Source organism: Sphaerisporangium viridialbum, from assembly GCF_049674955.1.
GTDB lineage: Bacteria > Actinomycetota > Actinomycetes > Streptosporangiales > Streptosporangiaceae > Sphaerisporangium > Sphaerisporangium viridialbum.
In genome coordinates, this window is record NZ_CP187232.1 from 199,000 (window position 1) to 222,494 (window position 23,495).

Genomic DNA, 23,495 nt, shown 5'->3' on the forward strand with positions numbered 1-23,495 from the left:
CCAGCCATGGTCTCCGCCCGCGGCGCAGCTCCCGCCGCCTCCGCCGGGGCGCGGTCGCGCCGGCGTCCCAGGACAGGCGCGCGGCGGTGGGCGGCGTTCGCGTTCATCGCCCCGACCTGCCTGTACGCGCTCCTGTTCTACGTGTATCCGCTGGTCAGCAATCTGCGGATGGGGTTCCAGGACTACACCGTCAAGTCGTTCTACACCGGGGTCGCCCCCTTCGTCGGGTGGGACAACTACCGCGCGGTCTGGCACGACCCCGCCTTCGGCAGGACCGTGCTGAACACGGTGCTGTTCACGGCGGGCTCGCTGGCCCTGCAGTTCTCCCTCGGCCTGGCCCTGGCGGTCTTCTTCCACCGGCGCTTCCCGCTGAACGGGGTGCTGCGGTCGCTGCTGCTCGTGCCGTGGCTGCTCCCGCTCGTGGTGTCGGGCACGGCCTGGAGGTGGATCCTGGAGACCGACTCCGGCGTGCTCAACCAGACCCTCGGCCACCCGATCCCCTGGCTGGCCAGCACCGACCTGGCCTTGCCGTCCGTCACCCTCGTCAACATCTGGGTCGGCATCCCGTTCAACATGGTGATCCTCTACGGCGGCCTGCAGGCGATCCCGGCGCAGCTCTATGAGGCGGCCGGGCTCGACGGGGCGGACGCGTGGCAGCGCTTCACCCGCATCACGCTGCCACTGCTGCGCCCCGTCAGCGTGGTGGTGCTGACGCTCGGCCTGATCTACACGCTGAAGGTCTTCGACCTGATCATGGTGCTCACGCAGGGCGGGCCCGCCGACTCCTCGCAGACGCTGACGACCTTCTCCTACGACCTGTCGTTCCAGCGGCTGACGTTCGGGCGGGGGGCGGCCGTGGGGAACATCCTCATCCTCCTCGCCGTCGTCTTCGCGTTCGTCTACCTGAGGGCCACCCGCGACCCCGAAGGGCGGGGAGCGCGGTGAGGGCCCGGAGTCTGGCGACCACCGCGGCGGCGCTGCTGATCCTCGCGGTGATGCTGTTCCCGCTGTACTGGATGGTCAACGCGTCGCTCCTGCCGTCCACCGAGCTGATCGGCGACGAGCCGACCTGGCTGCCCCTGCACGGCACGCTCGATGGCTACCGGAACGCCCTGGCCAGTCAGGGCGGGCACCTCGTCACCAGCCTCGTCGTCTCGCTGGGCACGGTGGCCCTCACACTCGTGCTCGCCGTCCCGGCGGCGTACGGGCTGGCGCAGCTGCGCGCGCCCGGCGGGCGGGCGCTGCAGTTCGCGCTGCTCGTCGCGCAGATGATCCCGGGCATCGTCATGGCCAACGCGCTCTACATCGCGGCCGACGCGCTCGGCCTGATCAACTCGCCGGTCGCGCTGGTCCTCGCCGACTCCACGCTCTGCGTGCCGTTCGCGATCCTCATCCTGCAGGCGTTCATGCGGTCCATCCCCAGCCAGATCCGCGAGGCCGCCGCGATCGACGGCGCGTCCCGGCTGCGCACGCTCGTCGCGGTGATCCTGCCGGTCAGCAGGAACGCGATGATCGCCGCGGGCCTGTTCTCGTTCCTGTTCGCCTGGGCCGACTTCCTGTTCGCGGTCACCCTGACCACCCGCGACGACTCCGCGCCCGTGACCGTCGGGATCTACCGGTTCATCGGCGCCCACATGACGGACTGGAACAGCGTGATGGCCACGGGGGTCATCGCGTCCGTCCCGGCGGCGGTGCTGATGGTGGTGGCGCAGCGCTACGTCGCCGCGGGCGTCGCCGACGGCGCCGTCAAAGAATGAAGACTGGAGAAATCGTTGTCCCTTCCCTTCACCCGTTCCGGCGACCGGCTGACATGGAGGCATGAGCATCACCTGCTGACGGTCCAGCCGTGGGGGCGCGACAGCGTGCGCGTGCGCGCCGGCGTCCACCGCCTGCTGGACGACCTGCCGGGGGCGCTGGAATCCGAGCCCGCTCCGCGGGAGGCCGAGATCCACATCGGCGCGGACTCCGCCACGCTGACCAACGGCCTGCTGCGGGTCACCGTCACGGCCCGGGACGGGCTCCTCACGGCGAGCCGCACCGACACGGGGGAGGAGCTGATCCGCGAGGAGCCCGCGCACTTCTGGTGGCCGGGGGCGCGGCACTACGAGGCACTCGGCGGCGGGCAGTACCGCGTCGAGCAGCGCTTCGCGGCCTACGACGGCGAGCGGGTCCACGGCCTGGGCCAGCACGGCCACGGCCGGTTCGACCAGAAGGGCATGGTGCTCGAACTCCACCAGCGCAACGGCGAGGTGAGCATCCCCTTCGCCGTCTCCAGCCGCGGGTACGGCCTGCTGTGGAACAACCCGGCGGTCGGCCGGGTCGAGCTGGCGGCCAACGGCACCCGCTGGGTCGCCGACCGGGCCAGGCAGCTGGACTACTGGCTGACCACCGGCGAGACCCCGGCGCGGATCCTGTCGAACTACGCGGACGCCACGGGGCACGCCCCGCGCCTCCCGTCCTGGGCCTCCGGCTTCTGGCAGAGCAAGCTGCGCTACGCCACCCAGGACGAGCTGCTCGGCGTGGCCCGGGAGTACGCCCGGCGCGGGCTGCCCCTGTCCGTCATCGTGGTCGACTACCTGCACTGGCGGCACCTCGGCGACTGGGACTTCGACCGGGAGCACTGGCCCGACCCGCGCGCGATGGTCGAGGAACTCCGCGGAATGGGCGTCGAGACGGCGGTGTCCGTGTGGCCGTCGGTCAGCCCGCTGTCGGCGAGTTACGGCCCGATGCGCGACGCCGGGCTGCTCGTTGACGCCGGCGACGGGCCGGCCGTCCACGGGGAGTGGCCGGACGCCGGCTCGGGCTCGGATGTCGCCGTCGCCTTCTACGACGCGACCAGCGAGCGGGCCCGCGCCTGGCTGTGGGAACGGCTGCGCGAGAACTACTACGACATCGGCGTGCGGGCATGGTGGCTGGACGCCTGCGAGCCGGAGATGCGCCATCCCGAGCGGCACTCCTACGCCGCCGGGCCGGGCGCCGAGGTCGCCAACCTGTACCCGCGCGAGCACACCCGCGGCATCTACGAGCACATGCGCGCCCAGGGCGAGACCGAGGTCCTCTCGCTGGTGAGGTCCGCCTGGGCGGGTTCGCAGCGCTTCGGCGCGGCCCTGTGGTCGGGCGACATCCCCGCCACGTTCGAGGCGCTCGCGGCCACGGTCAGGGCGGGCCTGAACGTCGCGATGAGCGGCATCCCCTGGTGGACCGCCGACATCGGCGGGTTCCAGGGCGGCGACCCGGACGACCCGGCGTACCGGGAGCTGGTCGTCCGGTGGTTCCAGTACGGCGCGTTCTGCCCGCTGTTCCGCCTGCACGGCCACCGGGATCCGCGCGAGACGCGCAGCTTCGTCGGCGTCTCGGGCGGGCCGAACGAGGTCTGGTCCTTCGGCGACGAGGCCTACCAGGCGATGACCTTCGCCATGCGACGCCGCGAGCTCCTGCGGCCGTACCTGCACGCCCAGTTGCGGGACGGCGAGCGGACCGGGCTCCCGCTGATGCGCCCGCTGCTGCTGGAGTTCCCCGGCGACGAAGCGGCCTGGGACGTCGACGACCAGTTCATGTTCGGCGGCGACCTGCTGGTCGCGCCGGTCCTCGGGCGCGGCGAGCGGGTGCGCGAGGTGTACCTGCCCGACGGCGCCACCTGGACCCACACCGACACCGGGACCCGCCACAAGGGCGGCGCCCGGATCACGGTCGAGGCCCCGCTCGACCGCATCCCCCTGTTCGTCCGAGACGACGCCGACACCCCCCTGTCTCTGGAGGACCTGCGATGAACCGCTTACGACTCGCCTTACTCATGACCCTCGCCCTGGCCGCCGCGCTGCTGACGGCCGTCCCCGCTCAGGCGGCCTCAGTCACGATCAACCTGGCCGAGCGCGGCAAGGCGCCCACCCGCGCCGGCGCGGGGTTCCTCTACGGCCTCAACCAGAACGGGTCGGGTCCCGCCGACAGCCTGCTGCAGCCCCTGCGCCCGACGCTGTTCCGCGGGGGAGGCGCACGGATCGCGGGGCACGGCTGGATCGGCGACGGCTACACGGCGGGCAACGGGTACCGGGTGCGGCTCAACTCCGCGCTCGACCAGGCCCGCAGGGTCACCGCCGCCGCGTACGGCGCGACGTACCACCTGCTCGTCTCGGACGTGTGGGGCGCTGACACCGAGCAGCCCTCGACCACCGTCTACCCCTGCGACAACGGCGACTGCTCGAACTGGCGGACGTTCGTCAACCGGCTCGTGACCGACGTCCGCGCCTCCGGCGTCCGCGTGCGCTACGACATCTGGAACGAGCCGGAGGGCACCGGCTTCTGGCCGCGCGGCGTGAACAGCCCGCAGTACTTCCAGATGTGGAACACGGCGGTGAACGAGATCCGCCGCCTCGACCCGTCCGCCGTGATCGTCGGCCCGTCCTTCGGCGGGTACAACCGCACCTGGATCGGCGACTTCCTCACCCGCACCAAGGCGGACGGAACCCTGCCCAACGTCCTGAACTGGCACTTCAGCGCCGACCCCGTGGCCGACACGAACGACGCGACCGGGCTGCTGTCCGCGCGCTCGATCCCGGCGATGCCGTTGACGATCGACGAGTACCTGTGGCCGCAGCAGCAGAACCCGGGCTACCTGGCCTGGTACCTCGACCGGCTGGCCGTCTCCTCGGTGTCCGCGGCGGCCCGCGCCATCTGGGCCGACTGCTGCGTCGCCGGCCTGCTGTCCGGCGCCCTGACCAGCAGCCAGCAGCCCACCGGGCAGTGGTGGGTCTACCAGGCCTACGCCCAGCTGACCGGCTCCCTCGTCTCGACCACTTACGGCGACGGCCTCGCCGTGGCCGCGGCCGTGGACCAGAGCCAGAACAAGGCTGTCGCCCTGCTGGGCAACAGCTCCGGCCAGACCGGCACGACGACGGTCACCGTCAACGGCCTGTCCTCCACACCATGGCTGGTGAACAACGGCGCCGTGCGCGTCCGCGTCGAGCGCATCCCGCACCAGAACCCGCTGTCCGGGCCGCTCGTGGTCTCCGACCAGGACGTCACCGTCTCGGGCGGCTCACTCACCGTCCCCGTCTCCTACCTGTCCGGCACCGACGCCTACACCATCACGCTCACGCCGGGCGGCTCCGGCGGCGGAACCGTCGTCGTGGACGGAAACACCACGGGCACCGGCGCCAACCAGTTCCAGTACGACGCGAACTGGGGGCTCACCACCGGCCTCGCCGACATGTACGCCGGGACGGCCAACTGGAGCCACGTCGCCGGGGCCACCGCGACCTTCCGCTTCACCGGGACGCAGGTGGCGCTGCACGCCGTGCGCGACGTGGACCAGGGCAGGATGACGGTGTCCGTGGACGGGGGCTCGCCCCAGACCGTGGACAATTACGCCCCCGCCCGCAGCGCCTCGGGAGTCGTCTGGACCAGCGCCGCCCTGCCGGCCGGCCCCCACACCCTCACGATCGTCAACACCGGCCAGCGCAACCCCGCCGGCACGGGCGTCAACATCGCGATCGACCGGGCCGACGTCACCTCCTCGCCTGGGCCCACCACCGTGACGGTGGACGCCAACGTGACCGGCACGGGCACCAACCAGTTCTCCTACAGCAGCGGCTGGGGCCTGACCACGGGCGTGCCCGACATGTACGCGGGGACGGCCAACTGGAGCTACACCGCGGGCTCGACGGCCACCCTGGCCTTCACTGGCACCCGCGTCGCCCTGCATGCCGTACGGGACGTGGACCAGCAGATCATCGCGGTCTCCGTGGACGGCGGCCAGGAGACGCTCGTCGACGACTACAGCCCCACGCGCAACGCCTCGGGCGTCGTGTGGACGAGCCCCGTCCTCGCGAACGGCGCCCACACCATGCGTGTACGGGTGACCGGGAACCGCAACCCGAGCAGCAGCGGGTTCAACGCCGCGCTCGACAGCGTGGACATCACGACGGGCTGACGTGCGGCGGCGCCTCTCCGGGCATCCGGACCCGGAGAGGCGCCGTACGGCCTGGGTCGGCCGGCTCGGCGGGGGTCGGCCGGCTCGGCATGCGTCTGGTCGATCCCAGCGCGGCCGTTGCGGGCGGCGCGGGCCGGGGGGATCGGCTGATTCGATTACCGGATCGTTGCCTGCCGAAACATGCGCTTCACAGCTTGGATCTCGGGCCTTAGCGTTCTACAGCATTCCCGCAGGCGGATACATCGCTCGGGGACGTTGCACGCCTCATTGCCATGTGAATGGCGTTACGGACTTATGGGAGGACCTCATGCCCGCGGCTGTGAACCGAGCGTGGTGAGTCCGGTGGCCGCGATTACGGTGAGCAGGCTGTCGAAGTCGTTCGGCGGTGTCGTCGCGGTGAATGACGTCTCGTTTGCGGTCTCGAGTGGCGAGGTCGTGGCTTTGGCCGGGGAGAACGGTGCCGGCAAGTCCACCATCAAGAACATCATCGGCGGAACTCTGCGGCCCGACTCCGGGCACGTCGGTTTCGGCGGCGAGATCGCCCATGCGGGAGCGGGCGGCGCGAGGCACTCGGGCGTGGCCACGGTGCACCAGGAGACCAGCCTGTTTCCCGACCTGACGGTCGCCGAGAACATTTTCATCGGCCATCTCAGGTCCTCCCGAGCGAGGACGGTCCGGCCCGCGGCCCTGCGGCGCGCCGCCGCCCCCATCCTTCAGCGAGTCGGTGCCGGTTTCGGTCCGGACGCTGTCGTGCGTGAACTCTCCGCCGGGCAGCGTCAGCTAGTAGAGATCGCCAAGGCCCTGGCGGCCGAACCCCGCGCCATCGTGTTCGACGAGCCGACCGCCTCGCTCAATCTCGCCGAACGTGAGCTGATCATGCGGATCGTCGAGCAACTGAGCAGCGACGGAGTGGCGGTCCTCTACATCACCCATTATCTCGAGGAGATCTTCAGACTCGGTCAGCGAGTCGTGGTCATGCGCGATGGGCGACTCGTGGCCGACCGGCCGACCCGCGAGCTCGACCGCGCCGCCCTCGAGTCGCTCATGGTGGGACGCGAACTCGCCCAGGGATATCCGGAGCTTCCGGAACCGCGGTCGGCGATCGCGTTGTCCGTACGTGACCTGAGCGACGACTCGCGGGTCGAAGGGATCTCGTTCGACATCGCCCAGGGCGAGATCTTCGGTCTGGCCGGGCTGATGGGCTCGGGCCGTACCGAGGTCGCCCGGGCGATCTTCGGACTAGCAGGCGGAGCCGGGCAGATCGAGGTGGCCGGACGGCCGCTGCGGCGCGGAGACGTTCGCGCGTCCGTCGGTGCCGGAATCGCATTCGTCACCGAGGACCGGCGGCACGAGGGACTTTTTCTCGAGCGGCCGATCCGCGAAAGCCTCTCCATCGTCGACCTCGACTCGGTCTGCCGTTTGCGGCCGTTCGGATGGCTCGACAATACGGCTGAACGCCAACTCACCCGAGAACTCGCGACGACCGTGGGCCTGACGGCACGCGGCGGATTGGACGCGGTCGGCGGCTCGCTGAGCGGCGGCAATCAGCAGAAGGTGGTCCTCGCCAAGTGGCTGAGCGGACAACCCCAACTGATCATTCTGGACGAGCCGACACGCGGTATCGACGTGGGGGCCAAGGCTGAGATCTACCGGCTTCTGGTCGACTTCGCGCACGCCGGCTCGGCGATCCTGCTCATCAGCTCCGAGATGGAGGAAGTTCTCGGGCTGAGTCATCGCGTCGGTGTCATGCACGATGGCCGGTTGGCCGGCATTCTCGACCGGTCGCAGGCGACCCAGGAGGCCGTCATCCGGCTCGCCACTGGGGGTGCCCGATGAAATCTGCCGGCAAATGGTCTGTTCTTGCTCTGCGACGGCAGCCACTTCTGCCGGTGTGGATGGTGCTGCTCCTCACTCTTGCCGGTCTTTATAGCGGATTCGGCACGACGGCGAACCTTCGCAATATCGCCATCCAGGCAAGCCCGCTGATCATCGCCGCGGTCGGCGCGACATTCGTGATCATGACCGCGGGAATCGACCTGTCCGTCGGCTCGATGCTGTTCCTGGCAGCCGCGATCGAGTCCAGCCAGGCGCTCATCTCAGCGCCGACCGGTGCGGTGTTCCTCGCCATCGCTACGGCGGGACTGCTCATGGGCCTGCTCAACGGGGTCGCGGTCGCGATGACCCGGGTCCCCGCCCTGATCGTGACCCTCGCCTCGATGCAGGTCTTTCGAGGGGCCGGTGGTCATATCACCGGCCAGCAGAACATCGATCTTCCCGCGCACCTGCGGGGTATCGGCACAGGGAGCCTCCTCGGCGTCCCCGCTCCGGTTCTGCTCGCCGCGGCGACGGCCCTCGTCGGGGGCATGGTGTTCAGCCGGACCGTGTTCGGCAGATACACCCAGGCGGTGGGGTCCAACCGCGCTGCCGCCCTCAACGCGGGGCTCCCCGTCAGGACGGTGACGGTCGGTGCGTACGCGCTCGCGGGCCTGCTGGCCGCTGTCGCTTCGCTCACTCAGACCGCACGTCTGGGCGCCGTCCAGCCTTCCATCGGTGACGGCTACGAGCTGACGGTGATCACGGCAGTGGTCCTCGGCGGCACCAGCCTGTTCGGGGGGCGGGGAAGCATCACCGGCACCGTCCTCGGTGCTCTCGTCCTCACCACCGCGCAGACGGGGCTGGTCTTCTCCGGAGCCTCGCCCTATGTCTTCGACATCGTCCGTGGCGGCGTCCTTCTCACCGCGGTCATCGCCGCCGGAACGCGGTGGCGGAACCTGGCTCGGACCCAGTGGCTGCCTGGCCGTTCATCGTCCGGCGGGGGCTAGACGATGACGACCGCATGAATCGTGCGTCATGAAATGAAAGGTAACCCCCCATGAAAGCCTCCCCGATCATTCGATCCATGGCAGCGCTCACGGCGTCGTGTCTCATGCTCGCCGCTTGCGGTTCGAACTCGCAGCAGTCCGGATCGGGCGCGTCCGGCAAAAAGGTCACGATCGGTGTGAGCTTCGATCTGCTCAACGCGATTCGCCAGGCAGAGAGGACGGCGATCGAGAAGGCGGCCAAGACGGCCGGATACGACGTCATCTTCGACGTCGCCGACAAGGACCCGCAGAAGCAGTCCTCGCAGATCCAGGATCTGATCCAGACGCGCAAGGTCAGCGCGGTGATCGTGATCGCCCAGGACGGTCAGCAGATCGCCTCCTCCATCAGCCTGGCCAGGGCCAGGAACGTTCCGTTCATCGCCATCGACCGGGCGGTCGCCGACCAGCAGAACGTCACGTTCCAGATCACCGGCGACCCCTCGGCCGACGGCCGGCTTTCGGCGACCGAGTTCGCCAATGCGGCCAAGACCAAACCGTTGAAGGTGCTGGAGCTGGTGGGCGCGCTCACCGACCAGAACGCGATCGGCCGCAGGGACGGATTCAACGCCGCTCTCAAGGGCGACCCGAACGTCACCGTAGTCAGCCAGGTCCCCACCAACTGGGATCCGGCCCAGGCCCTGGACGGGACGTCCAACGCGCTCCAGAAGAACCCCGACATCAACGCGATCTTCGTTCCCTCGGACTTCCTGCTGCCGTCGGTGCAGTCCGCGCTGACTTCGGCCAACCGGCTGGCCCCGATCGGAGATCCCAAGCACGTGTTCCTGGTGACCATCGACGGTGACCAGAACGGATGCAAGGCCATGCGGGCCAAGACCCTCGACGCCGACATCGCCACCCCCGTCGACGACTTCGGGCAGCAGGCCATCTCGGCGATCACCACCGCACTGGGCGGGAAGGCCGTCGACCCCAGCACCGTCCAGACGAAGGGTCTGACCCTCAACCAGGCCGGCTTCGCCACGACCAGCCCGCAGGTGTGGGGCTGTGTCGCCTGAATCCGTCCGCGGGGAGGGCACCGCCGAGGTGCCCTCCACCGTGCATACGACTTACTCCACGAAGCGGACGTCGTGGCTGCGCGATCCGGCCCGGCGTCCTGGGTGGTTCGCCGATCTTTCGATGCTGCCCGCGCTGGTCGTCCTCATCGCGGTGCTGAGCCTGCTCACCGATGGGTTGCTGACGCCTTCGAACATCACCAACGTGTTCAGCCAGTCCGCCGTGGTCGCGATCGCGGCGATCGGCGCGACCTTCGTCATCCTGACCGGCGGCATCGACCTGTCCACCGGAAGCGTGATCGGCGCCGGCGGGGTCGCGGGCGCCTGGATCATCACCAGCACCGGTAACGTCCCCGCAGGTGTCGCGGCAGGACTGCTCACCGGAACCGCGATCGGTCTTGTGGTTGGAGCCGTCGTGGCGAGGATGCCTGTCGTCCCGTTCGCTGTGACCCTTGCCGCGCTCTATGTCGTGAGCGGCGGCACCACGCTCCTCAGCCATGGCAAGACGATCGCCCCGGTCCCCTCCGGGTTCATCCGCTTGAGTATCGATGGGCCTGGTGGGGTTCCGTATTCTGTGTGGCTGGCCGTCGTGCTGTACGCCATCGCGCAACTCGTCCTGACTCGCACCGCGTGGGGAAGGCGTGTCCTGCACGTCGGAGCGAATGTCGAGGTCGCTCGCGTCAGCGGCGTCAGCGTCACCCGTACCAAGGCGAGCGTCTACGCCGTCGCGGGTCTGTTCTCGGCGATCGCCGGCATCGTTCTGACTTCCGGGCTCGCCGGAGCAGGCGCGAGCATGGGTGGCCCGCTGCTGCTGAACATCGTGGGCGCCGTCGTCCTGGGCGGCACCAGCTTGACCGGCGGACGGGGCAGCCTGCTGCGTACCGGCATCGGCGTGCTCTTCCTCGGATTTCTCTCCAACGGTATGAGCCTGCTCGGTCTGGCCTCTTTCGACCAGCAAATCGTCACCGGCGTCATCATCTTCATCGCCGCGTCCGCCGATGGACTCCAACGCCGGCTGAGGCGCGGACCCTGAAGCTCAATGGCATTCGCGGCACAGATCGGCGAGTTCCGAAAGACGCTATCGACGCCTCTGGGAAGCGTCGATACGTTCATTTCCAACTGGTTACGGCGCCGCTCCTGGCAATCGAACTCCGTCCGCCATTATCGGCGCGCCAAGCGGAAAGGAAATCCATGCCGCGCCCCCATCCCATCCCGCCCACCCCTGCCCGGACCCGCCTCAACCGCCGCACGCTGGCCTGGGTGCTGGCCGCACTGATCGCACTGGTCATGACACCGCTCACGGCCGTGTCCGGCGTAGCACCGGCCGCCGCGGACCCCGGCCTCGACCCCAGCCAGTTCCACGGCGTGCACTGGTCCCGCCTTGGCGACAACTTCACCTTTGACCGGCTCGTCCTGCAGGGGCTGTCTGCGAACGACGACTACAACGCCGCCAGGAGCAAGGCCGACGCCATGTTCGCCGCGTTCCAGAGCGACCTGGGCGCCAACACCGTCCGGCTGCCGATCAACCCCGCCACCACAGCCTGGAACACCTACAACGGCGTCATCGACGCCGCGACGGCCAGGGGCTTCAAGGTCATCCTGTGCTACTGGGTGGAAGACGGTAGCAACAAGGTCGTCGACAGCTACCTGCCCACCTGGAACCAGATGTGGGACACCCTCACCGCCAGGTACCTGAACAACCCCCTGGTCTATTTCGACCCGATAAACGAGCCCATCGGATTCACCACCCCCCAGTGGCTGGACTTCGCCGCCAAATGGATAGCCCGCGTGAGTTCGGCCGGCTTTCCCAGGAACCGGATGTTCATCGAGGGCGCCCAAGCCGACGGCGGCGGCTGGGGAACCGACCTGAGGCCGCTGTGCAACGACTCCCGCTTCACCGGCACCTACCTCGCGATGCACCGCTATGCCTTTCCTTATGGCTCGAGGACCTACGACCAGTGGGTCAACGACATCAAGACCTATATGGGCAATTGCTCCGCACGCACCGTCATAGAGGAGTTCGGCGCGGACGCCGACAACGGCATCAACTACAACGCCACCCCCAGCGGCTCGACCCCCAAGGAGGTCGCGTTCCTGCGCGCCATCACCGACGTCATCCACGACTACCACCTGGGTGGGATCTGGTGCCACGGCATCGGCGGCAGGACCACGAGCCCGGACCACGACTCGCTGAACATCCTGAGGCTCTACAGCGGGTTCTACGGCGGCACCAACAACCTGCCGCTGTGGACGCCGAACCCCACGGCCGTCGACCGCCTCGAGTACGCCTGGGGCGGGTCCGGCTCGGGCACGAGCCAGCTGCGAAACGTCTTCTATAACAAGTGCCTCGATATACCCGGCATCTCACACAACAACGATGTCCAGCTCCAGGTCTGGGACTGCTGGAACGGCGACAACCAGCGATGGACCAGGCAGTCCAACGGAGCGATCACCGTCTACAACGGCACGAAATGCCTGGATGCCTTCGGTTTCGGCAAGACCAACGGCACCCGTGTCGTCATCCATGATTGCTTGGGCAACGCCAACCAGAAGTGGCTCTTCTTCTCCGATGGGACGATCCGCGGAGTCGACTCCAAGCTCTGCCTGGACGCCGACCTGTACAGCGCCCAGAACGTCCAACTGTGGTCATGCGGGAACGGCAACAACCAGAAATGGCAGATCCTCTGACGGGGACGCACGAAGGCCGGTCTCGGAATGAAGACCGCGACCGGCCCCCTCAGGTTCAAGGTGTGGCCCGGAGATTCTGGCACCTGCGGTTCTGGGGCAACGGACACCTGCGCCAGGACGGCACCACCGCGGACATGATCTTCGACGTGGATTGTTTCGACACACTAACCGCAGGTATTCGGATCACGGAGAATGGCGTCATTCGGATTCCTGCTCTGGCCTGCGACTATTCGTGGGACGGATGGCGTCGTTCTGTTACTCGCGCTTCATCTGGCGTTGCCCCGGGATCTAGGGTGACTTGCGTGACAGCCTCTGAATCTGGACTTGAACGATTTCAGGATTACTGGTTTGGCATGTTCGCGCATTGGCTGGATCTTGGATGACCGCACCGATGTCGGCCGATGTCGCCGTCCCTTTGGTTCCGCTGGAGGGCGTGGATGACGTAGGGCTTGTCCGTGAGCACCTCGGCCGCGGGACGCTCGTGCAGGTGGTCGATGGTGTCGTCGCCGCGATTGATGACATCCCGGCGGGCCACAAGGTCGCCGTGCGCGCCGTCGCCAAGGGCGCGGCCGTTCGCAAGTACGGCGAGGTCATCGGCATCGCGCTGCGGGACATCCTGCCCGGCGCCCACGTTCACATGCACAACCTCGGGGTCGGGCCGCAGAGCCTCGGCCTCGCGACGGTCCCCTCCAAGCCATCGCTGTGGTCTCCGCCGGCCGTCCCGACGCGCGGCCATTTCCTCGGCTACCGCAGACCTGACGGCCGGGCCGCGACCCGTAACCACCTTGCCGTGCTTCCGACGGTGAACTGCTCCTCGACGGTGGCCCGGATGGTCGCACAGGCCGCGAACGCCCAGGTCAGGGTGCCTGGTCTGGACGGGGTCATCGCTCTCACCCACGAACTGGGCTGCGGTATGGCCGAGGGCACCGCCGGCGATGACATCCTGCGCCGCACCCTGCGCGGGTACGCCGGGCACGCGAACATCGCCGGAGTGGTGATGGTCAGTCTGGGCTGCGAGATCAACCAGCCGGAGAACATCTTCGGCGACAGCCTGGCCGTCGAGACTCTCACCATCCAGGAGCTGGGCGGTACGGCCGCCACCGTCAACGCCGCCCTGGACTCCATCGCCGCGATGGCGTCGCAGCTCGCCGGCCTGCGGCGTGAGCCCATTCCGGTCGACGAGCTGGTACTGGGGTTGCAGTGCGGCGGCAGCGACGCCTACTCGGGTCTGACGGCCAATCCGACACTGGGCGTGGCGGCTGATCTGCTGGTAGCCGCTGGTGGCCGGGTCATCCTCGGCGAGACTCCCGAGATCTACGGTGCGGAGCACATGCTGCGCAAGCGGGCCGTCGATCCGGCGGTCGCCCACCGGATCGACGAACTGATCGCCTGGTGGCAGGCCTATACGGCGAGCAATGACGCGGAGCTGGACAACAACCCGTCCAAGGGCAACCGGGACGGTGGCATCACGACGATCTGGGAGAAGTCGCTGGGTGCGGTCCTGAAGGGCGGTACGAGCCCGCTCAACGATGTCGTCGCGTACGCCGACCCGGTGACCGCCGCGGGGCTGACCTTCATGGACACCCCCGGATATGATCCGGTCTCGGCGACCGGCATGGTCGCCGGCGGGGCCAACCTGCTGGCGTTCACGACCGGCCGAGGGTCGGTCTTCGGGTCGCGCCCGACTCCCTGTCTCAAGATCAGCACGACGACCCGGCTGTACGAGCACATGCGCGCCGACATGGACTTCGACGCGGGCCCGGCTATGTCGCGGGAAGACCAGATCCGCTATGGAATCCTGCTGTTCGAGGCCCTGGTGGACATGGCATCGGGTACGCCGAGCAAGTCCGAGGCGCTCGGGTTCGGCACCGAGGAGATCGTGCCGTGGCGGATGGGAGCCGTAGTATGACGTCAGTTTTCTGGGACGGCCGGGCCACCCTGGGTGAGGGACCGCTGTGGGACGCGCGGATCGACACCCTGTACTGGGTGGACATCGTCGCAGGAACCGTTTTCACCCAGGCCGCCGACGCCGAGCGTCCGGCCCGGATCGATGTTCGGGCCCAGGTCGGTTGCCTCGGCCTCACGGATGATCCGCACGTGCTCGTCGCCGGTATGCGTACCGGCTGGCATCTCCTGGACGTCCGTACCGGCGACCGTACGTTCCTGGCCGACCCCGAGGCGGACCGCCCGGCCTGCCGGTTCAACGACGGGTCGGTCGACCCTGCCGGGCGGTTCTGGACCGGTTCGCTGGAGGACGGCGAGACGCGCCCCGAGGGTCGGCTCTACCGGTTGGACGGCGACGGCGCCTGCACCGTCGTCGATGAGGGCTTCTACTGCTCCAACGGCATCGACTGGTCGCCGGACGGGCGGCGGATGTACTTCGTCGACTCCCGCGACGACGTGATCTACCGGTACGCCTTCGACGTCGAGTCAGGGGAGGCGACGGCCCGTCAGGTCTTCGCGGACACCTCGTCGCTCCCCGGTATCCCCGATGGGCTTCGGGTCGACGCCGCGGGTGACGTCTGGTGCGCCTTCTGGGACGGAGCCCACGTGACCCGCTTCACCCCCGATGGCGTCGTGGCCGAGCAGGTGCGGGTTCCGGTCATCCGTCCGACGAGCATCGCTTTCGGCGGACCTCAGCTCCAGACGATGTACATCACCTCGGCGTCCATCGGCCTCACCTCCTCCCAGTTGGACACGTGGCCGCTGGCAGGGGCGGTACTGCGGCGCGACGTCGACACCCCGGGACGGCCGTCGACCCCCTTCCGCCTTTCACGAGAGGTCATCGCATGAGATTCAGCGAGAAGGTCGCCGTCGTCACCGGCGCCGACTCCGGTATCGGCCGGGCGACGGCGGTTCGGCTTCTGCGCGAGGGAGCCACGGTGGTGGCGGTCGACCTGAAGCACACCAGGCCGTGGCCGGACCACGTAGAGGGGCGCCTTCGCCTGCTCGACCTGGACGTCGCGGACCTGGATGCGGCGCAGTCGCTGGAGGAGTACCTGCGCGGGGAGTTCCAGCAGGTCGACGTGCTGGCCAACGTCGCCGGAATCCTGCATATCGCACCCTTCCTTCAGGTCTCACGGGCCGATTGGGATCGCGTCATCGCGGTGAACCTGACAGGGGTCTTCTTCTTGAGCCAGGCCGTCGCCGGCATCATGGTCGATCACGGCACGCCCGGCCGCATCGTCAACGTCTCCTCAGTCCACGCCGTGGTATCCGAGCCGAACGCCGCGCCCTACACGGCGACCAAGGGCGGGCTCGAGGCGATGACCCGCACGATGGCATCGGAGTTGGCTCCCTTCGGCATCACCGTGAACTGCGTACGCCCGGGCGCCACCCGGACCAACATGAGCGAGCCCATTTACACCCCCGAGATCGTCAGCTCTCTGACGGCGAAGATCCCGCTGGGGAAGATCGCGCCGCCCGAGTGGGTGGCCTCCGCCATCGCCTACCTCGCGTCCGAAGAGGCGTGCTACACCACAGGCGCTTGCTTGGACGTCGACGGCGGATACGCCATGGACGGTTCGCTGCCCGGAACGGCGTATTCATGAGCACCGTCGCTGTGGTGACGGGCGCGGCTTCCGGTATCGGCCGCGCCACCGCTCTACGCCTGGCCCGCGAGGGCTACGAGGTCGCGATGATGGATCTCGACGTCACCGGTCTCGTTGAGACGGCCACCCTGATCCAGCAGACCGGTGGCCTGGCGCACCCCTTCACCGTCGACCTGTGCGACCCGCTGGCCGTGGGGTCGGTGACCCGGGAGATCGCTGTCACAGTCGGCGCCCCGGAAGTGCTGGTGAACGTGGCCGGCATCGGCCTGGCCGCGACCGTCCTGGAGACGAGTGACGCGGATTGGAACCGCGTCATGGCGGTGAACCTCACCGGGCCGTTCCTCACCATCCGGGCGACCCTGCCGTTGATGCTCGACCGCGGCAGCGGCGTGATCATCAACATCGCCTCCGTGGGCGGTCAGGTCGGGCTGGCTCGCCGGGCGGCGTACTGCGCGTCCAAGGCCGGGCTGGTCGGCCTCACCCGAGCGGTCGCTGTCGACCACGCACGCGAAGGAATCCGCTGCGTGGCAATCTGCCCCGGAACCGTGGAGACCGAGGTGGTCGGGAAGATCCTCGCGAACGCGCCGGATCCGGCGGCGGCCCGCGCGGCGATGGCGGCGCGGCAGCTGGACGGGCGCATGGGGTCACCGGACGAGATCGCGGCCATGGTCGCTTTCCTCGCGGGGCCCGAGGGCCGGTTCGTCAACGGGGCCGCGCTCGTCCTCGACGGAGGGATGACGGCGGCATGAGGCCCCCACTGCCGCGCGGTCGCATGGCTCAAGCGGGAACGGCGGACGGATGAGCGGCTCGCCGGCCCCTTCGAACGATCGCCGCGCCGACGAGATCGTCGACCTCGCCCCACGCGATCCGCGGGACGCCATGTCGCTGCAGACCGCCTGGTTGCGCAGTTTCCTCGCGGTGGCGGACAAAGGCGGATTCGGCGCCGCCACCCTCGGCCTGCATCTGTCGCAGTCGCGAGTCAGCGCCCACATCGCAGCCCTGGAACATGCCCTCGGAGTGACCCTCTTCGATCGCAAGGCACGCCCCATCTGCACAACCGAGGCGGGTGAGCTGTTCCGCGGACACGCCCTGAACGCCCTCCTCGAGCTCCAACGCGGCATCGAGGCCGCCCGCAGCACGCTCGACAACTTCGTCGCGCACGTCAAGATCGGCAGCTATCCGAGCGTCAGCTCGACGTACCTTCCCTCGGTGTTGCGGGAGCTGACGTCGAAATACCCGGGCATCACGATCGAGCTCCAGGAGGGAACCGCCTCGGCACTGGAGGAAATGGTCGTCAGCGGGGCCGTCGACCTCGCGTTCCGGCCGCTGCTCCCGAAGATGCACGAGACCACGCTCTGCCATCGAACCATCTGGCGCGAGGACATCGTCGCCGTGATGCGCGAGCAGGACCCCCTCACCCAGAAGACCTCGGTCAGCGTCGACGACATCCTGCAGCGGCCACTGATCGGCAATCCGGCCGGCAGCGAGGACGACGGCGGCGGATTCGACCTGCGCAACACCCTGGGCGACGAGGCTGGACGAGCCGACATCGCCTACCTCACCGACCAGCCGGCGACATTGGTCGCACTGGTCCGCTCCGCCTTCGGCATCGGCGTCATCAACCGCCTCGCCCTGGAGACCACCAGCACCGAAGGCCTCACGATCCGCACCATAGACTCCCCCACCGCCCGCCGAGAAGTCGCCCTCTTCTGGACCAGACGCCGCTCAGAGGCCGCAGTCGTCAAAGCCTTCCTAGACGCCCAGGAACGGGCCCAACTCCCCCCCGGCGTACAAGCCATCCCAAGCTAGGAGTTATGTAACTGTTCCTGCTCTGGCGGGGTGACGGCCGGCTGGTCTGGGTCTATGCCCCGTGCATGAGGTATGCCGATAACGGCGGGTCGACCGCCTAGGAGCCACGCCGAGGGTCATCCGTTCTCCGGCGCGGCCCGGAAACGGACCTCGATGACGAGTCCGCCTCCGTCACGGGGCTGGACGATGAGGCGGGCATGGTGCGCCTCGGCCACGCTCCGTGCGAGGGTCAGGCCCAGGCCGTGTCCCTTGCGTGAGCCCGCCACGCGGCCTTGGCCGCGGACGAACGGCTCGGTCAGCGTCGCGACGACGTCCTCGGACAGGGGCGCACCGGTGTTCTCCACGCGGAGGACGACGTGAGCCGATGATGGTTCGACCACGATCCTGAGGTGACCGTCGCGTTCGTTGTGCCGCACCGCGTTCTGCACCAGATTGGCGACGGCCTGCCGGAGAAGCGCCGGATCGCCGACCACAGGCGCCGGCGTGGCCGCGACCTCGACGGTGAGGCCGAGCTCATCGGATGCGGACCGCTCCATGAGCAGGGCGTCGTGGACGAGCTCGTCCACTCGGACCGGTTCTCTGCGGAGCTGTCCGCCGTCCGCGTCGGCCAGGGCCAAGAGCGCCTCGACGGTCTCCCGGTTGCGCTGGTTCATCTCGCGAACCCGTTCCGCCGTCAGCCGCAGAGTGGGCAGGTCGAGGTCTGGAGCGGCGAGCGTGACATCGAGCAGGGTCTGTGTGGTCGCTATCGGAGTGCGCAGTTCGTGGGAGGCGTTCGCGGCGAAGCGCTGATGCTCGCCGACGGACCGTTCCAACCGCGAGAGCATGTCGTCGAGCGTCTCGGAGAGATCGTGCAGTTCGTCGCGTGGTCCGTCACTGCCGATGCGTTGCCCGAGGTCGCCCGACGCGGCGCTCTTGGCCACCCGGTTGATCGCCTGCAGCGGGCGCAGCATCCTGCCCGCGATGATCCATCCCGCGATGGCCCCGATCACGGCGAGAACGACGAAGGTGCCGATCGAAACCGCGAGGAGCAGCGTGGAGACGTCGTTGGTGCTGCTGACCACGGGTGCCATGAATGTCGAATTGGTGTTCGATATGGAGTAAACCGGATCAGCGGGCACCAACGGTGACGAGGCCGACCCTTTGAGGTCGCGGAGGCTCCCGAGCGGCTCGAAGGAGTAGGAGGGCACGTACCGCATGAACAGGTACACGACCCCGAGCATGAGCGCGCCGGTGACCGAGACCAGCACCGTGTAGGCGACGGCGAGCCGGGCCCGTAGGGTGAACCACCGCGTCCCCGCGCTCATACGCCGAACCGGTATCCGCTGCCGCGGACCGTATGGATCACCGGCGGGGACCCGAGTCGCTTGCGGAGATTCGAGATCGTCACCCTGATGGGGTTGCTGAAGGGGTCCGCGTTGGCGTCCCAGGCCTTCTCCAAGAGCGTTTCGGCGCTGACCACTCCGCCGTCGGCGCGCATCAGGACGTCGAGAACCGCGAACTCCTTGCGGGCCAGCCGTACGAGCCGACCGTCTCGGTACACCTCCCGCCGAAACGGATCGAATCGCACCCCGGCCTTCTCGATCACCGGGGGGCGGCCCTGCGCCGGGCGCCGCTCAAGCGCCCGCAACCGCATCACCAGCTCGGGAAAGTCGAAGGGTTTCGCGAGGTAGTCGTCGGCGCCGAGCTCGAAGCCGCTCACCTTGTCACCGAGACGGCCCGCGGCGGTGAGCATCAGCACCCGGCAGGCGGGGCGGTTGGCGACCACCCAGGCGCAGACGTCGTCGCCGTGCAGGCCGGGAATGTCGCGGTCGAGCACCATGACGTCGTAGTCGTTCGCGCTCAGCTCGTCGACCGCGGTCTCGCCGTCGTGCACGAGATCGGCGGCGATCGTCTCTCGTCGCAGTCCTGTCTGGATCGCCTCGCCGAGGTAGACCTCGTCCTCCACGATCAGTACGCGCACGGCGGCCTCCTTCCCCGGCTTGGTACTCCGCCAGTGGAACCTCACCAGACGCGGTGTAACGCGAACGTAATGGAATCTCTGAACCTTCCGAGAACACGCGTTCCCGTTGGCTGGGCCCGGCGCTCGGATCGAGCGTCTCGGAAGAGAGGAACCCTGATATGACACTCGGCACCCGCCGGCTCGCGATGATCCTCGCCGTGCCCGCTCTGCTTCTCGCGTTCGCGGGGTGCGCGGCGACCGGTGACGCGGCGGATCCCTCGGCCAAGGCCCCGGCTTCTCGCGAGTCCTGGACGCTCAAGTACACGCAGTGTCTGCGTGACAACGGCGTCGATATCAAGGATCCGGGGTCCGTGCCGGGAGTCAAGGCCGGCGACAAGAACGTCCCCAATGCCCCGACGGAGGCGATCAAGAAGTGCACGGAGCAGGTGGGCACGCCGCCGCCGCTGAGCAAGGAGGAGCAGGCGAAGCTGGACAAGGAAGCGGAGCAGGCGCTGCTCAAGATGGCGAAGTGCTACCGCGAGAACGGCGTGAACGTGCCGGACCCCCTGCCCGGTCAGGCGCTGAGCGTGCCGAGTGACACCCCCAAGAACGTGGTCGAGCAGTGCGGCGGTGGCATGGCGCCGGCACCACTGGTGGAGCAGTGATGACGTCCCCGGACCACGAACCTCGACCACGGCGGCGATGGCGGATCTTCTGGATCACCGCCGCGATCGTCGCCGTCCTCGCCGCGGCCGGAGGGGCGGTGTTCGCCGCCACCACGTTGAAGGCGTCTCCCGCACCGGACGAGCCGCCCAAGGCCGCGGAGGCGGAGATCGAGCGCGGAACGCTCTCCGGCTCGGTGAAGGCCACCGGCTCGCTGGAGTACGCCAACCCGCACGATGTCAGGTCGACGATCTCCGGCGTGCTGACCTCGGCGCCGCGGCCGGGAACGACCGTCGGCATCAGGAAGCCGCTCTTCTGGGTGGACAACGTCCCGGTATTCCTCTTCCACGGCGCGCTCCCCGCCTGGCGGACGTTCGAGTCGGGCATGGACGACGGTCCGGACGTCCGGCAGCTCGAACAGAATCTCGCCGCGCTGGGCTTCTTCAAAGAAAAGCCCGATCGGAAGTTCACCTGGGCGACCACGTCGGCGATCCTCGCCTGGCAGAAGGCGACCGGCCAGAAGCGGACCGGCCGCGTCGACCTCGGGCGGATCGTGTTCGACCGGGGCGCTCTGCGCGTGCGGTCCGTCACGGCGAAGATCGGCGGATCGGTGGGCAGCGGAGCGCCGGTGCTGTCGGTCACGAACCGCCGGAAGCAGGTGAACGTGAAGCTGTCCCTCGCGAACCAGCGGCTGGCGAAGGTCCACGGCCGGGTCGAGATCACGCTTCCGGAGGGGACGCGGACCACGGGGAAGGTCGTCTCGGTCGGCACGCCCAAGCAGGAGAGCGACGGGAGCGTCATCATCCCGGTCGCCGTGGCGCTCGACCGCCCTGCCGCCGCCGGCGACCTGCAGCAGGCCAACGTGACGGTCAGCTTCCCGTCCAAGGTCCGTAAGAACGTGCTCTCCGTCCCCGTCATCGCGCTGATCGCACTGGACGACAAGCACTTCGGCGTCGAAGTCGTGGGCCAGAAAGGCTCGGTCCGCCGCGTCCCCGTCACGACGGGACTCTTCGCGGGGGGCCGGGTCGAGATCTCCGGTGACGGACTGGAGGCAGGACAGAAGGTAGCGGTCCCAAAGATATGACCGAGATCATCCGGCTCGACGGCGTCGAGCGCAGTTACGGTCAACCGGCGGTCCTCGCCTGCGCGGGCGTGAGCCTGACCATCGATCAGGGCGAGCTGGTGGCCGTCGTGGGCCCGAGCGGGTCCGGGAAGTCCACCCTGCTGAACCTCATCGGCACCCTCGACCGGCCGACCGCCGGCTCGGCGACGATCGCCGGGATGGATGTGCGGCAGATGCCGGACGCGGAACTGTCCGCCCTCCGGTCATATCGCATCGGGTTCGTGTTCCAGCAGTTCCACCTCGCAGAGGGGGTGCCGGCGCTCGACATCGTGGCGGACGGAATGCTCTACGCGGGCGTCCCGCGCGCCGAGCGCCGCCACCGTGCCGGTCTCGCCCTCGAACGCGTCGGCCTCGGGCACCGCACCGGCCACAAGCCGAACCAGCTCTCCGGCGGGGAGCGGCAGCGGGTCGCGATCGCACGCGCGGTCGTCGGCGACCCGGTGCTCCTCCTCGCGGACGAGCCGACCGGCAACCTGGACTCGGAGTCGGGCGCCGCCGTCGTCGAACTGCTCCGCGAGCTGAACGGCTCAGGCACGACGGTGGTCGTCATCACCCACGACGCGGAGCTGGCCGTGGCCTTCCCGCGGCGGATCGCGATGCGCGACGGGCGGGTCGTCTCCGACTCGCGCGCGTCGAAGGGTGCGGCCGGTGCGAGCGAGGAGGAGGCCGCGTGACCCGCCGTCGTTCCGTCAGCAGGCGGTCCGTCCTCCTGTCGGCCGATGTGGCCCGCCTCGCGGTCAGCGGCGTGCGGGCACGGCCGTTGCGCGCCATCCTCTCCGCGCTCGGCATCGCCATCGGCATCGCGGCGATGCTCGCGGTGGTGGGCATCTCCGCGTCGAGTCAGCAGCGTGTGAACGAGCAGCTCGCAAGCCTCGGCACCAACCTCCTGCGCGTCGAGCCGGAGAAGAACCTCTTCGGCGAGCAGACCAAGCTGTCCCCCGAGACCATCGGCAAGGTCAGGTTCGTCGACGGGGTGGAGGCGGCCAGCGGAATCGCGGCGCTCCCCAGGCTTCACGTGTACCGTAACGAGCTGACCGATCCCTCGGCGACCGGCGGCATCCAGGTGGCCGCGACCGATCTCGACCTGCTCGAGGTCACCCGCAGCAAGCTGAAAGCCGGAGCGTGGCTGAAGCCGGCCACAGCGACGTTCCCCACCGTCGTCCTCGGCGCCACCGCCGCCGAGCGGCTGGGCGTGGTAGACCCGGGCACCCAGGTATGGCTGGGCGGCCGGTCCTTCACCGTCGTCGGCATCCTGGCCCCTTCTCCGCTGGCGCCCGAGCTGGACACCACCGCGCTGATCGGCGGTCCGGCCGCGGCCAAGCTGTTCGGCTGGCAGCGCAACCCCTCGACCGTCTACGTGCGGGCGGCGGAGAACGCGTTCGACCGGGTGCGCTCGCTGCTGCCCGCCACCGTTCAGCCGCAGTCCCCGAGCGACACCAGCGTCTCCCGGCCATCGGACGCCCTCGCGGCGAAGGCCGCGATCGATCAGGCCTTCACCGGACTGCTCGTCGGACTCGGCGGGATCGCCCTCCTCGTCGGCGGGATCGGCGTCGCCAACACGATGATCATCTCGGTCATCGAACGCCGGCGCGAGGTGGGGCTGCGGCGCGCCCTCGGCGCGACTCGCTCGCACATCCGCGTCCAATTCCTCGCCGAGGCGCTCGTCCTCTCCGCGTTCGGCGGCGCCATCGGCGTGGTGCTCGGCTCCGCCGTCACCACCGTGATCGCTCCGCTCAACGGCTGGCCCGTCGTCGTGCCTCCCCTCGCCCTGGCCGCGGGACTGGTCGCGACGCTCATGATCGGCGCCGTGGCCGGACTCTACCCCGCTGCGCGTGCGGCGCGGATCCCACCGACGATCGCCCTGAACGGCTGAGCCGCGGTGACTCGAGGTCCCGCCGCCGCGGGGTGCGACGGTAGGACAG

20 protein-coding genes are annotated in these 23,495 nt (G+C 68.9%); 18 read left to right on the forward strand and 2 right to left on the reverse strand.

Annotated elements, in window-relative coordinates; genetic code table 11:
* Positions 1-6 precede the first annotated feature (6 nt).
* The 14 genes from ACOZ38_RS00950 to ACOZ38_RS01015 all read left to right on the forward strand — a co-directional run bounded on the left by ACOZ38_RS00950 (position 7) and on the right by ACOZ38_RS01015 (position 17,848).
* Positions 7-945 (forward strand): carbohydrate ABC transporter permease, encoded by a 939-nt coding sequence (locus ACOZ38_RS00950; protein ID WP_424536936.1) that lies wholly within the window; start codon positions 7-9, stop codon positions 943-945.
* Positions 942-1,757, forward strand: a complete 816-nt coding sequence (locus tag ACOZ38_RS00955; protein WP_424528013.1) for a carbohydrate ABC transporter permease — start codon at positions 942-944, stop codon at positions 1,755-1,757. The genes ACOZ38_RS00950 and ACOZ38_RS00955 overlap by 4 nt, the downstream gene beginning before the upstream one ends.
* 15 nt (positions 1,758-1,772) lie before the next feature.
* Positions 1,773-3,770: a TIM-barrel domain-containing protein gene (locus tag ACOZ38_RS00960; protein WP_424528016.1), complete on the forward strand. Its 1,998-nt coding sequence runs from the start codon at positions 1,773-1,775 to the stop codon at positions 3,768-3,770.
* Positions 3,767-5,929 (forward strand): hypothetical protein, encoded by a 2,163-nt coding sequence (locus tag ACOZ38_RS00965; protein ID WP_424528018.1) that lies wholly within the window; start codon positions 3,767-3,769, stop codon positions 5,927-5,929. The genes ACOZ38_RS00960 and ACOZ38_RS00965 overlap by 4 nt, the downstream gene beginning before the upstream one ends.
* Positions 5,930-6,271: 342 nt before the next feature.
* Positions 6,272-7,765, forward strand: a complete 1,494-nt coding sequence (locus tag ACOZ38_RS00970; RefSeq protein WP_424528020.1) for a sugar ABC transporter ATP-binding protein — start codon at positions 6,272-6,274, stop codon at positions 7,763-7,765.
* 59 nt (positions 7,766-7,824) lie between these two features.
* A complete protein-coding gene (locus tag ACOZ38_RS00975) occupies positions 7,825-8,751 on the forward strand; it encodes an ABC transporter permease (protein WP_424528022.1) in 927 nt (308 codons plus the stop codon).
* Positions 8,752-8,828: 77 nt separating this feature from the next.
* Positions 8,829-9,803 carry a sugar ABC transporter substrate-binding protein gene (locus tag ACOZ38_RS00980; RefSeq protein WP_424528025.1) on the forward strand — a complete coding sequence of 325 codons (975 nt, stop codon included), beginning with the start codon at positions 8,829-8,831 and terminating at the stop codon, positions 9,801-9,803.
* A 28-nt stretch (positions 9,804-9,831) separates the two neighbouring features.
* On the forward strand, positions 9,832-10,833 hold the full coding sequence (locus ACOZ38_RS00985; RefSeq protein ID WP_424528027.1) for an ABC transporter permease: 1,002 nt from the start codon (positions 9,832-9,834) through the stop codon (positions 10,831-10,833).
* A 158-nt stretch (positions 10,834-10,991) separates the two neighbouring features.
* Positions 10,992-12,488 (forward strand): ricin-type beta-trefoil lectin domain protein, encoded by a 1,497-nt coding sequence (locus ACOZ38_RS00990; protein ID WP_424528029.1) that lies wholly within the window; start codon positions 10,992-10,994, stop codon positions 12,486-12,488.
* A gap of 379 nt (positions 12,489-12,867) precedes the next feature.
* The gene (locus ACOZ38_RS00995; RefSeq protein ID WP_424528031.1) at positions 12,868-14,397 is read left to right on the forward strand and encodes a UxaA family hydrolase; all 1,530 of its coding nucleotides are present in this window, start codon (positions 12,868-12,870) and stop codon (positions 14,395-14,397) included.
* On the forward strand, positions 14,394-15,281 hold the full coding sequence (locus tag ACOZ38_RS01000) for an SMP-30/gluconolactonase/LRE family protein (RefSeq protein ID WP_424528033.1): 888 nt from the start codon (positions 14,394-14,396) through the stop codon (positions 15,279-15,281). The genes ACOZ38_RS00995 and ACOZ38_RS01000 overlap by 4 nt, the downstream gene beginning before the upstream one ends.
* The gene (locus ACOZ38_RS01005; protein WP_424528035.1) at positions 15,278-16,039 is read left to right on the forward strand and encodes an SDR family NAD(P)-dependent oxidoreductase; all 762 of its coding nucleotides are present in this window, start codon (positions 15,278-15,280) and stop codon (positions 16,037-16,039) included. Before ACOZ38_RS01000 ends, ACOZ38_RS01005 begins: the two co-directional genes overlap by 4 nt.
* Entirely contained in the window at positions 16,036-16,788 is a 753-nt protein-coding gene (locus ACOZ38_RS01010) for an SDR family NAD(P)-dependent oxidoreductase (RefSeq protein ID WP_424528037.1), read from the forward strand. Before ACOZ38_RS01005 ends, ACOZ38_RS01010 begins: the two co-directional genes overlap by 4 nt.
* A gap of 49 nt (positions 16,789-16,837) precedes the next feature.
* Positions 16,838-17,848, forward strand: a complete 1,011-nt coding sequence (locus ACOZ38_RS01015) for a LysR family transcriptional regulator (protein WP_424528039.1) — start codon at positions 16,838-16,840, stop codon at positions 17,846-17,848.
* A 116-nt stretch (positions 17,849-17,964) separates the two neighbouring features.
* Here ACOZ38_RS01015 and ACOZ38_RS01020 read toward each other — a convergent pair whose 3' ends face one another.
* Positions 17,965-19,152, reverse strand: a complete 1,188-nt coding sequence (locus ACOZ38_RS01020) for a sensor histidine kinase (RefSeq protein ID WP_424528042.1) — start codon at positions 19,150-19,152, stop codon at positions 17,965-17,967.
* The gene (locus ACOZ38_RS01025; RefSeq protein ID WP_424528044.1) at positions 19,149-19,808 is read right to left on the reverse strand and encodes a response regulator transcription factor; all 660 of its coding nucleotides are present in this window, start codon (positions 19,806-19,808) and stop codon (positions 19,149-19,151) included. The genes ACOZ38_RS01020 and ACOZ38_RS01025 overlap by 4 nt, the downstream gene beginning before the upstream one ends.
* Before the next feature lie 158 nt (positions 19,809-19,966).
* Here ACOZ38_RS01025 and ACOZ38_RS01030 point away from each other — a divergent pair, with 158 nt between their 5' ends.
* The 4 genes from ACOZ38_RS01030 to ACOZ38_RS01045 are packed head-to-tail and all read left to right on the forward strand — an operon-like array spanning position 19,967 to position 23,446.
* Entirely contained in the window at positions 19,967-20,452 is a 486-nt protein-coding gene (locus ACOZ38_RS01030) for a hypothetical protein (RefSeq protein WP_424528046.1), read from the forward strand.
* Positions 20,452-21,534 carry an efflux RND transporter periplasmic adaptor subunit gene (locus ACOZ38_RS01035; protein WP_424528048.1) on the forward strand — a complete coding sequence of 361 codons (1,083 nt, stop codon included), beginning with the start codon at positions 20,452-20,454 and terminating at the stop codon, positions 21,532-21,534. The genes ACOZ38_RS01030 and ACOZ38_RS01035 overlap by 1 nt, the downstream gene beginning before the upstream one ends.
* Positions 21,531-22,247: an ABC transporter ATP-binding protein gene (locus tag ACOZ38_RS01040; RefSeq protein WP_424528050.1), complete on the forward strand. Its 717-nt coding sequence runs from the start codon at positions 21,531-21,533 to the stop codon at positions 22,245-22,247. Before ACOZ38_RS01035 ends, ACOZ38_RS01040 begins: the two co-directional genes overlap by 4 nt.
* On the forward strand, positions 22,244-23,446 hold the full coding sequence (locus tag ACOZ38_RS01045; RefSeq protein WP_424528052.1) for an ABC transporter permease: 1,203 nt from the start codon (positions 22,244-22,246) through the stop codon (positions 23,444-23,446). Before ACOZ38_RS01040 ends, ACOZ38_RS01045 begins: the two co-directional genes overlap by 4 nt.
* Positions 23,447-23,495: the final 49 nt, after the last annotated feature.